This is a genomic window from Pantoea piersonii, assembly GCF_003612015.1.
GTDB classification, from domain to species: domain Bacteria; phylum Pseudomonadota; class Gammaproteobacteria; order Enterobacterales; family Enterobacteriaceae; genus Pantoea; species Pantoea piersonii.
Genome location: NZ_RARB01000003.1, coordinates 505967 through 519672, shown reverse-complemented (window position 1 = coordinate 519672; position 13706 = coordinate 505967). Strand labels below are relative to the sequence as shown.

General features: G+C 56.5%; 14 protein-coding genes, 1 tRNA gene and 2 rRNA genes. 3 read left to right on the top strand and 14 right to left on the bottom strand.

The features are described 5' to 3' along the window. From rrf (D7S44_RS11960) to rrf (D7S44_RS11950), 3 genes are all read left to right on the top strand, one after another. Window positions 1-106, top strand: a 5S ribosomal RNA gene (gene rrf / locus D7S44_RS11960). A gap of 15 nt (window positions 107-121) precedes the next feature. Beyond that, window positions 122-197 (top strand) — tRNA-Thr (locus D7S44_RS11955). Window positions 198-229: 32 nt separating this feature from the next. Beyond that, window positions 230-359: ribosomal RNA gene (gene rrf / locus D7S44_RS11950) — 5S ribosomal RNA — on the top strand. Window positions 360-476: 117 nt separating this feature from the next. Here the strand turns inward: rrf (D7S44_RS11950) and D7S44_RS11945 are convergent. The 14 genes from D7S44_RS11945 to msrP form a co-directional block, all read right to left on the bottom strand. Beyond that, window positions 477-1235: an amino acid ABC transporter ATP-binding protein gene (locus tag D7S44_RS11945; RefSeq protein WP_120455095.1), complete on the bottom strand. Its 759-nt coding sequence runs from the start codon at window positions 1233-1235 to the stop codon at window positions 477-479. Window positions 1236-1243: 8 nt separating this feature from the next. Further along, window positions 1244-2344 (bottom strand): amino acid ABC transporter permease, encoded by a 1101-nt coding sequence (locus tag D7S44_RS11940; RefSeq protein ID WP_120455093.1) that lies wholly within the window; start codon window positions 2342-2344, stop codon window positions 1244-1246. A gap of 15 nt (window positions 2345-2359) precedes the next feature. Further along, on the bottom strand, window positions 2360-3538 hold the full coding sequence (locus tag D7S44_RS11935; protein WP_120455091.1) for an amino acid ABC transporter permease: 1179 nt from the start codon (window positions 3536-3538) through the stop codon (window positions 2360-2362). 67 nt (window positions 3539-3605) lie between these two features. After that, window positions 3606-4631, bottom strand: a complete 1026-nt coding sequence (locus D7S44_RS11930) for an amino acid ABC transporter substrate-binding protein (protein WP_120455090.1) — start codon at window positions 4629-4631, stop codon at window positions 3606-3608. 546 nt (window positions 4632-5177) lie between these two features. Further along, window positions 5178-5474 carry a DNA-binding transcriptional regulator Fis gene (gene fis / locus D7S44_RS11925; RefSeq protein WP_000462905.1) on the bottom strand — a complete coding sequence of 99 codons (297 nt, stop codon included), beginning with the start codon at window positions 5472-5474 and terminating at the stop codon, window positions 5178-5180. A 24-nt stretch (window positions 5475-5498) separates the two neighbouring features. After that, the gene (gene dusB, locus D7S44_RS11920) at window positions 5499-6464 is read right to left on the bottom strand and encodes a tRNA dihydrouridine synthase DusB (protein WP_120455088.1); all 966 of its coding nucleotides are present in this window, start codon (window positions 6462-6464) and stop codon (window positions 5499-5501) included. A 379-nt stretch (window positions 6465-6843) separates the two neighbouring features. Further along, on the bottom strand, window positions 6844-7725 hold the full coding sequence (prmA, locus tag D7S44_RS11915) for a 50S ribosomal protein L11 methyltransferase (RefSeq protein ID WP_120455085.1): 882 nt from the start codon (window positions 7723-7725) through the stop codon (window positions 6844-6846). Between the two features lie 11 nt (window positions 7726-7736). After that, complete coding sequence (panF, locus tag D7S44_RS11910) at window positions 7737-9173, bottom strand: sodium/pantothenate symporter (RefSeq protein ID WP_120455083.1); 1437 nt, start codon at window positions 9171-9173, stop codon at window positions 7737-7739. After that, entirely contained in the window at window positions 9163-9405 is a 243-nt protein-coding gene (locus D7S44_RS11905; RefSeq protein WP_103794461.1) for a YhdT family protein, read from the bottom strand. The genes panF and D7S44_RS11905 overlap by 11 nt, the downstream gene beginning before the upstream one ends. 71 nt (window positions 9406-9476) lie before the next feature. Beyond that, on the bottom strand, window positions 9477-10826 hold the full coding sequence (gene accC / locus D7S44_RS11900; protein ID WP_120455081.1) for an acetyl-CoA carboxylase biotin carboxylase subunit: 1350 nt from the start codon (window positions 10824-10826) through the stop codon (window positions 9477-9479). 11 nt (window positions 10827-10837) lie between these two features. After that, a complete protein-coding gene (gene accB / locus D7S44_RS11895; RefSeq protein ID WP_120455079.1) occupies window positions 10838-11305 on the bottom strand; it encodes an acetyl-CoA carboxylase biotin carboxyl carrier protein in 468 nt (155 codons plus the stop codon). Window positions 11306-11326: 21 nt separating this feature from the next. Next, complete coding sequence (gene aroQ, locus D7S44_RS11890) at window positions 11327-11779, bottom strand: type II 3-dehydroquinate dehydratase (protein ID WP_120455129.1); 453 nt, start codon at window positions 11777-11779, stop codon at window positions 11327-11329. Window positions 11780-12001: 222 nt separating this feature from the next. Further along, window positions 12002-12604: a protein-methionine-sulfoxide reductase heme-binding subunit MsrQ gene (msrQ, locus tag D7S44_RS11885; protein WP_120455078.1), complete on the bottom strand. Its 603-nt coding sequence runs from the start codon at window positions 12602-12604 to the stop codon at window positions 12002-12004. Then, window positions 12605-13609, bottom strand: coding sequence for a protein-methionine-sulfoxide reductase catalytic subunit MsrP (gene msrP, locus D7S44_RS11880; protein ID WP_120455076.1), 1005 nt, complete (start codon window positions 13607-13609; stop codon window positions 12605-12607). Window positions 13610-13706: the final 97 nt, after the last annotated feature.

Here is a 13706-nt window from a genome sequence, read left to right as displayed (position 1 = left end):
TTAGCGCGGCGGTCCCACCTGACCCCATGCCGAACTCAGAAGTGAAACGCCGTAGCGCCGATGGTAGTGTGGGGTCTCCCCATGCGAGAGTAGGGAACTGCCAGGCATCCAAATACAGTGTGCTGATATGGCTCAGTTGGTAGAGCGCACCCTTGGTAAGGGTGAGGTCCCCAGTTCGACTCTGGGTATCAGCACCAGTTACGTAAGAGTTCGGCGAATAAAGAATTTGCCTGGCGGCTTTAGCGCGGCGGTCCCACCTGACCGGTCCCACCTGACCCCATGCCGAACTCAGAAGTGAAACGCCGTAGCGCCGATGGTAGTGTGGGGTCTCCCCATGCGAGAGTAGGGAACTGCCAGGCATCAAACAAGAAAAAGCCCTTTGCATACGCAAAGGGCTTTTTTCTTTTCTGCAATTCACCGTTTGCGCGCATAAAAAACCCCGGAACCTGTCCGGGGCGTCGATCTGTTGGCCGTCGTTAATGAATAACCTGCGATAAAAACGCACGCGTACGCTCGGACACAGGGTTTGAGAAAAAGGTCTGCGGCGGCGCCATTTCCACGATCTCGCCGCGATCCATAAAGATCACGCGATCAGCGACGGTGCGGGCAAAGCCCATCTCATGAGTAACGCACAGCATCGTCATGCCATCTTCCGCCAGCCCTATCATGGTATCCAGCACCTCTTTAACCATCTCCGGATCCAGCGCTGAGGTTGGCTCATCAAACAGCATAATTTTCGGCTTCATACAGAGCGAGCGCGCGATCGCCACGCGCTGTTGCTGTCCACCGGAGAGCTGCCCCGGAAACTTATGCGCATGTTCTGCAATTCGCACGCGCTGCAGATAATGCATCGCCAGCTCTTCAGCCTCTTTTTTCGCTGTCTTGCGCACCCAGATGGGGGCCAGAGTACAGTTCTGTAAAACGGTCAGATGTGGGAAAAGATTAAAATGCTGAAACACCATACCGACTTCAGTCCGTACGCGCTCAATATTACGCACATCATCATTAAGATGGATGCCGTCGACCACGATACGTCCTTGCTGATGCTCTTCCAGATGGTTGATACAGCGAATCGTCGTGGACTTACCGGAACCGGAAGGACCGCATAGTACGATGCGTTCTCGCGGTTTCACCTGCAGGTTAATGTCTTTCAGAACATGAAACTGCCCGTACCACTTATTCACGTTCTCGAGCGAAATCATTAAAGCTGAATCGTGATGCAAATTTTGTGTCATGGAAAACCTCAGTGCGATTTACGCCCGGTGTGAAAGCGCTTCTCCAGATGCTGGCTATAGCGCGACATGCTAAAACAGAAAATCCAGTAGACCAGCGCGGCAAAAACATAGCCTTCCGTCGACATGCCCAGCCAGGCGGGATCGACAGTGGCCTGCTGCACGCTGCTGAAAAGGTCGAACAGACCGATGATGATCACCAGGCTGGTATCCTTAAACAACGCAATAATGGTGTTCACCAGGCCAGGAATAGTGAGCTTCAACGCCTGCGGTAAAATCACCAGCACCTGGGTTTTCCAGTAGCCAAGCGCCAGCGATTCCGCCGCCTCATACTGGCCTTTCGGCAACGCCTGTAAGCCGCCGCGTACCACTTCGGCCACGTAGGCCGACTGGAACAGAATCACCCCAACCAGCGCGCGCACCAGCTTATCGATACTGGTTCCTTCCGACATAAACAGCGGCAGCATGACCGATGACATAAACAGCACGGTAATCAGCGGCACGCCGCGCCAGAACTCAATAAAAATGATCGATAGCGTTCGCACTACCGGCATCCGCGAGCGGCGTCCCAGCGCCAGCAGAATACCCAGCGGCAATGCGCCGGCGATCCCGACGGCGGCGATAATCAGCGTTAATGTCAGTCCGCCCCACTGGCGTGTTTCGACATGCTCCAGCCCCAGAAGGCCGCCAGACATCAGCACCCAGACGGTGAGAGGATAAAGCACCGCCCAGCAGGCAATGTAGCGGCCACGTTGCGGCAGAGATTTCATAAACATTGGGATAAGAGAGGCTACGCCAGCTATCAGCGCCAGATTAATACGCCATCGCAGCTCGTGCGGATAGAGTCCATACATAAACTGGCCGAAACGCGCATGGATAAATACCCAGCATGCGCCCTCTTTGGTGCAGTCGGCACGCGTCTCACCCACCCAGTTCGCCTGGAACACCAGCCACTCCAGCGCGGGCGGGATCACCTGCCACATCAGCCAGAGGCAGAACAACGTCAGCAGCGTATTGAACCAGCTGGAAAAAAGATTTTTACGCGCCCAGCCCCAGGCGCGTCTCAGCGGCGACGTAGCAACCGGCGAGGTTTCGTGTGTGGTAACAGACATCGTCATCCCGTTCTCTTAGCGCTCAACCAGCGCAATTTTGCGGTTATAGATATTCATCAGCAGTGAAATTACCAGGCTAATCACCAGATAGACCCCCATGGTGATGGCAATGGTTTCGATCGCCTGGCCGGTCTGGTTCAGCACCGTACCGGCAAACAGCGACACCATATCGGGATAGCCGATGGCCGCGGCCAGCGAGGAGTTTTTCACGATATTGAGATACTGGCTGGTAAGCGGCGGAATAATAACGCGCATCGCCTGCGGGATAATGACCTGGCGCAGCGTTACCGGATTAGGCAGCCCCAGCGAGCGAGCGGCTTCGTGCTGGCCGTGCGGCACGGACTGGATGCCGGCGCGGATCACCTCAGCGATAAACGAGGAGGTATAGACAGAAAGCGCCAGGGTAAGCGCCGCCAGCTCAGGGATCATCACGAAGCCGCCGCGGAAGTTAAAACCGTGCAGCGTCGGCAGGTCCCAGTGCGTGGCCGCGCCAAAACCCAGATGCGCCACAGCAGGAAACAGCACCAGCATAGCGATAGCCGCAGGCCAGGTACGGCGCAGCTGGCCGGTCTTGAGCTGATACCGGCGGTGATAGCGGAACAGCGCATAGCTGCCTGCGGCCGCCAGCGCCAGCGCGATGATAAACGGCCAGGAGCCGGGCGCATATTGCGGGCAGGGGACGTAGAGGCCGCGATTGCTGATAAAGGCGAGATCGAACGCGCTTAACGCCTGACGCGGGCCGGGAAGGTTACGTAATACCGCGAAGTACCAGAAGAAGATCTGCAGCAGCGGCGGAATATTGCGGAACGTTTCGATATAGATAGTTGAAAGCTTGCGCAACAGCCAGTTATCCGACAGACGCGCCAGGCCAATAAAAAAACCCAGCAGCGAAGCGAAAACGATGCAGAGCGCAGAAACCAGCAGGGTGTTGGTCAGGCCAACCAGGAAGACGCGTGCGTAGGTATCGCCTTCGGTGTAGTCGATCAGATGCTGAATAATGCCGAAACCGGCGCTGCGTTCAAGAAAGCCAAATCCGGACGTGATGCCGCGGCTGGCAAGGTTGATTATCGTGTTGTGGATCAGATAACCCACCACGGCCACTACCGCGACGACGGCGATAATCTGGTAAAGCCAGGCGCGAACCGCGGGATTACCGAATGAAATGTCCCTTTTCACGCTTGGGCGTTGTGACATGTTGAAACCTCAGAGACAAAACGCAGGCAGGACGCCGCGCGGCGCGGCGTCCCGTTAACATCGTTGATTAGCGGACCGGCGGGGCGTACTGAATGCCGCCCTGATTCCACAACGCATTCTGACCGCGCGCGATCTTCAGCGCGCTATCTTTGCCCACGTTGCGGTCGAAGACTTCCTGGTAGTTGCCGACCTGCTTAATGATGTTATAAGCCCACTTGTTGTCGAGCTTCAGGTCTTTGCCAAAGTCGCCTTCCGCGCCCAGCAGGTGTGCCATATCCGGCGTGGTTGGCTTAGCCGTCATCTGGTCGACGTTCTTCGAGTTGATGCCCATCTCTTCAGCGTTCAGCATGGCGTAGAGCGACCACTTAACAATGGTGAACCAGTCATCGTCGCCGCGACGTACGACCGGGCCCAGCGGTTCTTTCGAGATGACTTCCGGCAGAACGATAAAATCATCCGGCTTACCGAGTTTGATGCGCAGCGCATAGAGCTGAGACTGATCGGAAGCCAGGGTATCGCAGCGGCCGCTGTCCAGCGCTTTGGCGGATTCATCAGAGCGGTCGAAAGTCACCGGGGTATATTGCATCTTGTTGGCTTTGAAAAAGTCAGCCACGTTAAGTTCCGTATCGGTGCCCGCCTGAATACAGACGGTCGCGCCGTCCAGCTCTTTCGCGCTCTTCAGGCCTGCTTTCTGGTGAGTCAAAAAGCCGATGCCGTCATAGTAATTCACGCCGGCGAACAGGAAGCCCATTCCGCCGTCGCGCGACGAGGTCCAGGTAGTGTTGCGTGACAGGATGTCTACTTCGCCTGACTGCAGTGCGGTGAAACGCTCTTTCGCGGTCAGCGGCGTATATTTCACCTTACTGGCGTCGCCGAAAACAGCGGCCGCGGCCGCGCGGCAAACGTCGACGTCAATGCCGGAGAATTTGCCGCTGGCGTCGGCGTAGGAGAAGCCCGGCAGCCCATCGCTGATACCGCACTGCACAAAACCTTTCTTCTTAATTGCATCCAGCGTGGTGCCGGCGTGCGCCTGCTGAGTTACCGCGAAGAGCGCAGCGGCGGCGACCAGCGTAGAGAGCATCATCTTTTTCATAAAGCATCCTGTGTGGCGTAATTATTTTGTTATGTTTGATGCGCACTCTGCAGCGCGCTATTACCTGTCTGTGGCGGTCAGCCACGCATAGCTCTGCAAAGCTGGTGCCAGGTTTGCAGAAACTCGAGTGGGCTTGAGAGATCTCTTATTAATCTGAAGTAGTGGGAGAGCAGCGCTACTATCGCGCACCAAAAGGAAGCAAAGCGAGTCGCCTCGATCACAATTAGTGCAAATAGTTTCACTATATGGAAGCAATGTGAGCCAAAGCTCAGGACAGAATGTAAGCCAGAAACACGTTACGTTTTTCGCGAACGCAGATCACTGGGCTGGCGTCAGCGCTGGCGTGGCGGCAAAGGAGGCCGGAGAAAAAGCAGGCTATCGGAGAAATAAGAGGGAATAAATACGCGGGTAATTTTCACTGGCGCGATTGCAACTAAGGTTACCATCCTGCGGCATTTGTTTCACCGCTTCAGGCGCTACCGCAAAACCTGTACCAATAAAAACGCCAGCACTCAGGCTGGCGTCATTTACCGCATCAACTAAAAATCAGTTCATGCCGTATTTTTTCAGTTTCTTACGCAGAGTACCACGGTTGATACCCATCATCAGCGCAGCACGGGTCTGGTTGCCACGGGTATACTGCATCACCATGTCCAACAGTGGCTGCTCGACTTCAGCCAGTACCAGCTCATAGAGGTCATTAACATCCTGACCGTTCAGTTGAGCAAAATAGTTCTTCAGTGCCTGTTTAACCGAATCACGCAGTGGCTTTTGCGTCACCTGATCCTGTGAGTTAACGGTAGAAACGGTCAGTACGTCAGAATTTACGCGTTGTTCGAACATAGTTCTTTCAGCTCTTTATTTCGTTTACGCAAGATTTTCGAAGTATGCCTCCAACGCCTCCAGCTGTTCGCTGGCATCCTCTATGGCGTTGAATGTGCGCCGAAACTGGTCATTAGGGGCATGCTCCTGCAAATACCAGGAGACGTGCTTTCGCGCTATACGGTATCCCTTGCCTGGACCATAAAAGTCGTGCAGCTCACGTATATGCGTAACGAGCATACGCTTCACCTCTGCCAGCGGCAGCGGCGCAAGCAGCTCCCCAGTGTCCAGATAATGCTGGATTTCCCGGAAGATCCACGGTCTTCCCTGAGCCGCGCGGCCTATCATCAGGGCATCCGCCCCCGTATAGTCAAGCACGGCTCTGGCTTTATGCGGGTCAGTTATGTCGCCATTCGCGATAACGGGAATGGTGACACTCTGCTTAACTGTCCGAATGCTGTCGTATTCAGCTTCCCCGTTGAACAGGCAGGCACGAGTGCGTCCATGTATCGTCAGGGCCTGAACGCCACAGCGTTCAGCCAATTGGGCAATCTCTACACAGTTACGGTTTTCCGGATCCCAGCCGGTGCGAATCTTCAGCGTAACGGGCACATCCACTGCGTTAACCACGGCGGTGAGAATAGACTTCACCAGCTCGGGATACTGCAGCAGCGCTGAGCCTGCCATCTTACGATTCACTTTCTTGGCCGGGCAGCCCATGTTGATATCGATGATCTGCGCGCCAGACGCCACATTAATGCGCGCGGCGGCGGCCATATCATCAGGATCGCAACCTGCAATCTGCACGGCGCGAACACCGGGCTCGTCACTGTGCACCATACGCAAACGGGATTTGTCACTCGCCCAGACTTCAGGGTTAGATGACAGCATCTCGGAGACCGCCATACCGGCGCCGTTCTCAAAACAGAGGGTGCGGAATGGCTTATCGGTGATCCCGGCCATCGGCGCAGCAATGAGTCGATTACGAAGCTGGTGGTGTCCAATGCGCATGAAGAAGAAGTGACCGTAACTGTTCGCAAGGCGGCGTATATTACGCATTTTTTACCGAAGATGAAAGGCCAAACTTTGAACAATTCGCCGTAAATAATGGAAGAAAGCAGGTCAAACAGCGGCCAATTTTTTAATTTCCATTAAAATTCAATGCATTAAAAAAATACGCTGAAATTGTGAACAAAAATTTTTCTTAAACCATGCCGTAAATCACAACATAAAAAGCGCCACATCAGGTAATTAACCAGAGATATGACGCCCAGATGGCGCTTTATTGCGCTAACATCGTTGCGGCCTGAACGTAATTACCTCGCTTTATACCGTCATGTCGCGTGCTCCGCCTGATAGCAGGCCAGCGGCAACTGGCCTGTCAGCCCGCTTAACGACGTACGCCGGTAATGCGGCACCACTCCTCTTTTTCCGCCACCGGATCGAGAGTGAAACAATCGGCATAGGCCTCGCAAACCCCATCCGCCTGGCTGGCCAGCACGCCTGATAGCCCCAGATGTCCGCCTGTTTTCGGCAGTACGCTAATCAGCGGCGCCAGCTCGCGCAGCGGACCGGCAAGAATGTTGGCGACCACTACGTCAGCCTGCAGGTTCTCTGGCTGCTGGTGCGGCAGATAGAGCGACAGACGATCGGCGACGCCGTTGCGTTCCGCATTATCGCGGCTCGCCTGGATCGCCTGCGGATCGATATCGATGCCAATCGCCTGCGCCGCGCCCAGCTTCAGCGCCGCAATTGCCAGAATGCCGGATCCGCAGCCGAAATCGATCACCGTTTTACCCGCCAGATCCAGCCCGTCAAGCCAGCTCAGACAGAGCGAGGTCGTCGGATGGGTGCCGGTGCCGAACGCCATGCCCGGATCGAGCATGACGTTAACGGCGTCAGGATCCGGCACGTCACGCCAGCTTGGGCAGATCCACAGCCGCTCGCCGAAGCGCATGGGATGGAAATTATCCATCCATTCGCGCTCCCAGTCTTTATCTTCGATCTGTTCGATCTTATGGCGGAAGCCGGATCCCAGCAGCGGATGCTGGCTCAGCTCCGCCACTACATCATCCATGTCCGTTTCTGCGTCAAAGAGGCCGATGACATCGGTATCGCCCCACAGGCGGGTTTCGCCAGGAAGCGGCTCATAGACCGGGTTATCGTGCGTATCCTGAAAGGTCACGGAGACTGCGCCGCTCTCCATCAGGGCATCGCTGAGCGTTTCGGCGTGTTCGCCGGTGCTGTTAATTTTGATTTGAATCCATGGCATAGCGTTTCTCTTTATTCCAGCGCAGCATCAGGCGCGCGGCCAAACAGATTACCGACCAGAAAAGCCAGCAGGCTTAAGGTCAATGACGGAACGATAGGGTGGAAGCCACCCCATTGAATATTCAGGCTGGCAAGCAGCGTGTAACTTCCCGCGCCCACCAGCATACCGGAAATGGCGCCCGCGGCATTGGCGCGCGACCAGTAAAGGCCGAGCACCAGCGGCCAGAGAAAGACGGCCTCCAGACCGCCGAAGGCGAGCAGGTTAAGCCAGATAATCATATCCGGCGGATTCCATGCCGCCAGCAGCAGCAGCGCGCCTAGCACAAAGGTGATGGTGCCGGACAACATACGCAGACGCTTTTCGTTTGCGCTCTGGCGCGGCGCGATGCGCAAATAGAGATCTTTGATCAGCGTAGCGGAGGCCTGCAGCAGCTGCGCGTTGATCGTCGACATGATCGCTGCCATCGGCGCGGCGAGAAACACGCCCGCGGCCATCGGTGGCAGAACGGTAATCATCAGCGTCGGGATCACACGATCGGGAATTGCCAGATCCGGCAGGATCGCCCGGCCGAGCGCGCCGGCCAGATGCATACCGAGCATGAGCACGACGACTACGATCGTGCCGAGGATAATGCCCCGATGCATCGCTTTGCTGTCTTTATAGGAGATACAGCGCACGGCGGTATGCGGCAGGCCAATCACGCCGAAACAGACCAGCACCGCGAAGGAGCTGAGAAAGGTCGGATTGATCACGTTACCGACGCCTTCCGGCGTGACCAGCTGCGGATCGATAGCGCGCAGTTTATCTACCGCGGTGCCGAGCCCACCCGCCTGATGGATCACGGCGAACAGCAGCAGAAAGGTGCCGACCAGCATCACCAGGCCCTGCATGGCGTCGTTGAGCACGCTGGCGCGAAAGCCGCCGAAGGCGGTATAGAGCGCGATGGTGCCGCCGAAAATCAGCAGGCCGGTATCGTAGGGAATACCGGCGGCGGTCTCCAGCAGACGCGCGCCGCCAATAAACTGCACCGTCATCGCGCCGATAAAGGCCACCAGCAGGCTAACGCTCGCCAGCCAGATCAGCAGCGTGCTGCGGTAGCGGGCGTAAAGCATATCGTTCAGCGTCACCGCGTTATAGCGGCGCGCCAGAATAGCGAACTTTTTCCCTAATACGCCGAGCGACAGCCAGACCGCCGGCACCTGGATCATCGCCAGCAATACCCAGCCGAGACCATATTTATAGGCCGCGCCGGGACCGCCGATAAAAGAGCTGGCGCTGATATAGGTGGTGGTAATGGTCATCGCCAGGACGAAACCGCCCATGGATCGGCTGCCAAGAAAGTATTCAGTGAGAAAATTGCCCTGACGCTGTTTGCGCATGGCAAAAACCGACAGCCCGGCGATCAGCACCAGGTAAGCCAGCAGTGGAAGAATGATTTCATTTTCCATCGTTATCCTCCAGCGGCATATCGCGGAATACCAGACGTACCATCAGCCAGCACAACACGATAAACAGCAGCGGGGCAAAAACGCAGGAGAGTTCAAACCAGCGCGGCAGGCCGGTGACGCCGGTTTCATCGCCACCCAGCCACGCTGAGAGGCCCCAGACGGCCAGATAGGCCAGCGTCAGGTAAAGCGCCCAGCGCGCCTCTTTATTCGCTTGCAGAAAACGCCAGTCCATTATGCAACCTCTACGGCGACAAAAATGAAAAAGGCCGGTATCACCGGCCTCGCTATTAGTCAGCGCTGTGCTTACTTATCGTACAGGCCGAGTTTCTTCTCCAGATAGTGGATGTTGGTGCCACCCTGCTGGAAGTATTCGTCGGACATGATGCGCATCTGCAGCTCAATGTTGGTCTTGATGCCGTCGATGATCAGCTCAGCCAGCGCGTTCTTCATGCGGGCAATCGCCACGTCGCGGGTTTCGCCATAGCAGATCAGCTTGCCGATCATGGAGTCATAGTACGGCGGCACGCTGTAGCCGGCGTAAATATGCGATTCCCAGCGGACGCCAAAGCCGCCCGGCGCGTGGAAACGGGTGATTTTGCCCGGGCTCGGCAGGAAGGTATTCGGATCTTCCGCGTTGATACGGCACTCGACCGCATGGCCGCGGATCACCACATCTTCCTGCTTGATTGAGAGCGGCTGACCGGCAGCGATACGCAGCTGCTCTTTAATCAGATCCACGCCGGTGATCATCTCGGTAACCGGATGCTCAACCTGAATACGGGTGTTCATCTCGATAAAGTAGAACTCGCCGTTTTCATACAGGAACTCGAAGGTGCCTGCGCCGCGGTAGCCGATTTCGATACAGGCGTTAGAGCAGCGTTCGCCGATATAGCGACGCAGTTCCGGCGTAATGCCCGGCGCTGGTGCTTCTTCGACCACTTTCTGGTGGCGACGCTGCATAGAGCAGTCGCGCTCAGCCAGATAGATGGCGTTGCCCTGGCCGTCGGCCAGCACCTGAATCTCGATATGACGCGGATTCTCGAGATACTTCTCCATGTACACCATGTCGTTGCTGAAGGCCGCTTTGGCTTCCGCTTTCGTCATGTTGATGGACTGCTCGAGCTCTTTGTCGCTGCGCACGACGCGCATACCGCGACCGCCGCCGCCGCCAGACGCCTTGATGATGACCGGATAACCGATACGCTTAGCGATAGCGCGGTTTTTCTCCATGTCGTCACCCAGCGAACCGTCGGAACCGGGTACGGTCGGTACGCCCGCTTTCTTCATCGCGTTAATGGCGGAAACTTTGTCACCCATCAGGCGAATGGTGTCCGCTTTCGGGCCGATAAAGATAAAGCCGGAACGCTCAACCTGCTCGGCAAAATCGGCGTTCTCAGAAAGGAAGCCGTAGCCGGGATGGATGGCGACCGCGCCGGTGATCTCGGCGGCGGAGATCAGGGCAGGGATGTTGAGGTAGCTTTTCACTGACTGAGCGGGGCCGATGCAGACGGTTTCGTCCGCCAGCAGCACATGCTTCAGATCGCGATCTGCAGTGGAGTGCACCGCCACGGTCTTGATGCCCAGCTCTTTACAGGCGCGGAGAATACGCAGCGCGATTTCACCGCGGTTAGCAATGACAATTTTATCCAGCATGGTTCGCCTCGTTATTCGATGACGACCAGCGGCTCGTCAAATTCAACCGGCTGGCCGCTTTCGACCAGAATGGCTTTTACGATGCCAGATTTGTCGGCTTCGATCTGGTTCATCATCTTCATCGCTTCAACGATGCAGAGCGTGTCGCCGGCGTTGACTTTCTGTCCGATTTCAACAAAAGCTTTCGCATCCGGGCTTGGGGTGCGATAGAAGGTACCGACCATCGGCGAGCGTACGATATGGCCGCTGATTTCAGCAGGTTTGGCGGACTCAACTACCGGCGCTGCGATCGGCGCAACGGCAGTGGCCAGCGCAGGCTGCGGAGCCGGCGCGGCGAAAGCCTGCTGCATGACAGGGTAACCCACATTGGCAGGTGCACGGCTGATACGAACGGACTCTTCGCCCTCAGAAATTTCCAGCTCAGCAATGCCGGATTCTTCAACCAGTTCGATCAGTTTTTTAATTTTACGAATATCCATGAGTGTGGTTCCGTACTCTGTTTAATTGGAGTGAGACAGGCGTTTTACTGCCGTTTGTAAAGCCCATGAGTAGCCGTCGGCGCCTAAACCGCAAATGACACCGGCGGATACGTCAGAAAGATAGGAGTGGTGGCGGAAAGGTTCACGCGCGTGCACGTTAGAGAGGTGCACCTCGATAAAAGGAATGCTTACCGCCAGAAGGGCATCGCGCAATGCTACGCTGGTGTGCGTAAATGCAGCGGGATTAATAATGATGTAATCCACATTGCCTCTGGCCTCATGAATGCGATCGATCAGCTGATATTCCGCATTAGACTGCAAATGGCTCAGTTCCACATCAAGCTGGCTCGCCTGCGCTGTCAAATCGCTGACGATCTGCTGCAGCGTGGTGCGCCCATACTTTTCCGGCTCGCGGGTTCCCAGCAGGTTAAGGTTGGGACCATTCAAAAGCAGAATGTGAAATTTATGCGCCATCTTGCTGCCATCTCCCGCAATCATTGAGGCATCGCGTAAAATACCTTGCTATCTTCCGTTTGTCACCCGTCGCGCCCAAAAAGGCGACACCGCGCGCAACAAAGCCGGGCATTATATCCGTTTCGGGGCAATTCGCAGCAAAATACTGGTCTTATCTGCGAAGTTGATCCAGCGTGGCCCGAAGGCCACACCTTTTATCAGAAATGATGGGGAGAAGACAACTTAGCGCGGCAGCCAGTGACGAAACTTTTTGTAACGCCACGCTAACAACACCAGCGCCGCCAGCGCGTAGAGCAGCGGCTGCGGCGAGAGAACTTTCACCGACCAGAGATAGTGAATGGGAGCGAGGATCGCCGCCAGATAGATAAAATTATGCAGCGTTTGCCAGCGGCGGCCGAGTTTGCGCTGGGCGCGCTGGAAGGAGGTCACCGTCAGCGCCAGCAGAATCAGCCAGGTCAGAATGCCCAGGGTGAGATAGGGGCGCGAAACCAGCTCGCGGCCCAGCAGCCCCAGGTTATCGACGCCCAGCTCCAGCAGGTAGTAACTCAGCAGATGGAGAGAAGCCCAGACAAAGGTCCAGACGCCAAGCAGGCGGCGAGTGCGAATCAGCAGCGGCTGCTTCATATAGCGCGTCAGCGGCGAGACCAGCAGCGTGCCCAGCAGCAGCTTCAACGCCATTCTGCCGGTGAAGTGCTGAATATCCTTCGCCGGATCGGCGCTCAGCCACCCCTGGCTCGCCGCTATAAAGAGGTAAGCCAGCGGCAAAAAAGCCGCCAGATGCAGGACCGCCTTCAGCCAGACGATCTGTTTCAGCGTCAGGCGCACTCAGTAGTTCTCCCGCAGATCCAGCCCGCGATAGAGCGAGGCGACTTCATCGGCGTAGCCGTTAAACAGCAGCGTCGGCTGACGCTTAACGCTGAGGGTGCCGCCCGGTCCGATAAAGCGTTCGGTCGCCTGTGACCAGCGCGGATGGTCGACGTGTGGGTTAACATTGGCGTAAAAGCCATATTCGTTTGCCGCGATCTGGCTCCAGGTCGTCGGTGGGCGATCGCGCGTCAGGGTGATTTTGACGATCGACTTAATACCTTTAAAGCCATATTTCCACGGCACGGTCAGGCGAATCGGCGCACCGTTCTGCGGCGGCAGCGCTTTGCCGTACACGCCGGTGCTGAGCAGGGTCAGCGGATGCATCGCCTCATCCAGGCGCAAACCTTCCACATAGGGATAGTCCAGTCCGCCGCCGATAAAGCGGTCTTTCTGGCCCGGCATCTGATCGGGCGCATAGAGGGTCTGAAAGGCGACGAAGCGCGCATTGCTGTTGGGCTCAGCCAGCTTCAGCAGCTTATTGAGTTCGAAACCGACCCAGGGCACCACCATCGACCAGGCTTCCACACAGCGCATACGGTAGATGCGCTGCTCCATGGCGAACTTTTTGAAAATATCATCCATGTTCAGCGTGATTGGCTTCGCCACTTCGCCGTCGATCGTCAGCTGCCAGGGATCGGTTTTCAGCGTGCCGGCGTTGGCGGCCGGATCGGCCTTATCAAGCCCGAACTCGTAGAAGTTGTTATAGCCGGCGACTTTATCTTCCGGCGTCAGCGTCAGGTTCGCCTGATATTTCTCCGGCTTGCTGAAATCCAGCGCGCGGCCGGCCGGCGCGGCGGGGCGATCGTTACCTTTAAACCAGCTCAGCACGTCCGCCTGCGCTACGCCAGGCATGCTCAGCGCGGCGGCACTCAGGCCGAGGGTTTTCAGCACCTGGCGCCGCCGCATATTAAAGACGCTTTCCGGCGTAACGTCGGCTTCAGTCAGATATTTTGTGGGTTTCATCGCTCACCTCCCGGCTCGAATATGCTTTTCAGCATGATGACTATTGCCGATCGGCGCGACTTTCGCCGCTAAAATATGAAATTTCCTGGGCCGGCTC

What these genes read in the sequence shown, in the direction of transcription:
- D7S44_RS11945 (WP_120455095.1), bottom strand. Translation starts at nt 1,235, where the DNA reads ATGACACAAAATTTGCATCACGATTCAGCTTTAATGATTTCGCTCGAG.
- D7S44_RS11940 (WP_120455093.1), bottom strand. Translation starts at nt 2,344, where the DNA reads ATGTCTGTTACCACACACGAAACCTCGCCGGTTGCTACGTCGCCGCTG.
- D7S44_RS11935 (WP_120455091.1), bottom strand. Translation starts at nt 3,538, where the DNA reads ATGTCACAACGCCCAAGCGTGAAAAGGGACATTTCATTCGGTAATCCC.
- D7S44_RS11930 (WP_120455090.1), bottom strand. Translation starts at nt 4,631, where the DNA reads ATGAAAAAGATGATGCTCTCTACGCTGGTCGCCGCCGCTGCGCTCTTC.
- fis (WP_000462905.1), bottom strand. Translation starts at nt 5,474, where the DNA reads ATGTTCGAACAACGCGTAAATTCTGACGTACTGACCGTTTCTACCGTT.
- dusB (WP_120455088.1), bottom strand. Translation starts at nt 6,464, where the DNA reads ATGCGCATTGGACACCACCAGCTTCGTAATCGACTCATTGCTGCGCCG.
- prmA (WP_120455085.1), bottom strand. Translation starts at nt 7,725, where the DNA reads ATGCCATGGATTCAAATCAAAATTAACAGCACCGGCGAACACGCCGAA.
- panF (WP_120455083.1), bottom strand. Translation starts at nt 9,173, where the DNA reads ATGGAAAATGAAATCATTCTTCCACTGCTGGCTTACCTGGTGCTGATC.
- D7S44_RS11905 (WP_103794461.1), bottom strand. Translation starts at nt 9,405, where the DNA reads ATGGACTGGCGTTTTCTGCAAGCGAATAAAGAGGCGCGCTGGGCGCTT.
- accC (WP_120455081.1), bottom strand. Translation starts at nt 10,826, where the DNA reads ATGCTGGATAAAATTGTCATTGCTAACCGCGGTGAAATCGCGCTGCGT.
- accB (WP_120455079.1), bottom strand. Translation starts at nt 11,305, where the DNA reads ATGGATATTCGTAAAATTAAAAAACTGATCGAACTGGTTGAAGAATCC.
- aroQ (WP_120455129.1), bottom strand. Translation starts at nt 11,779, where the DNA reads ATGGCGCATAAATTTCACATTCTGCTTTTGAATGGTCCCAACCTTAAC.
- msrP (WP_120455076.1), bottom strand. Translation starts at nt 13,609, where the DNA reads ATGAAACCCACAAAATATCTGACTGAAGCCGACGTTACGCCGGAAAGC.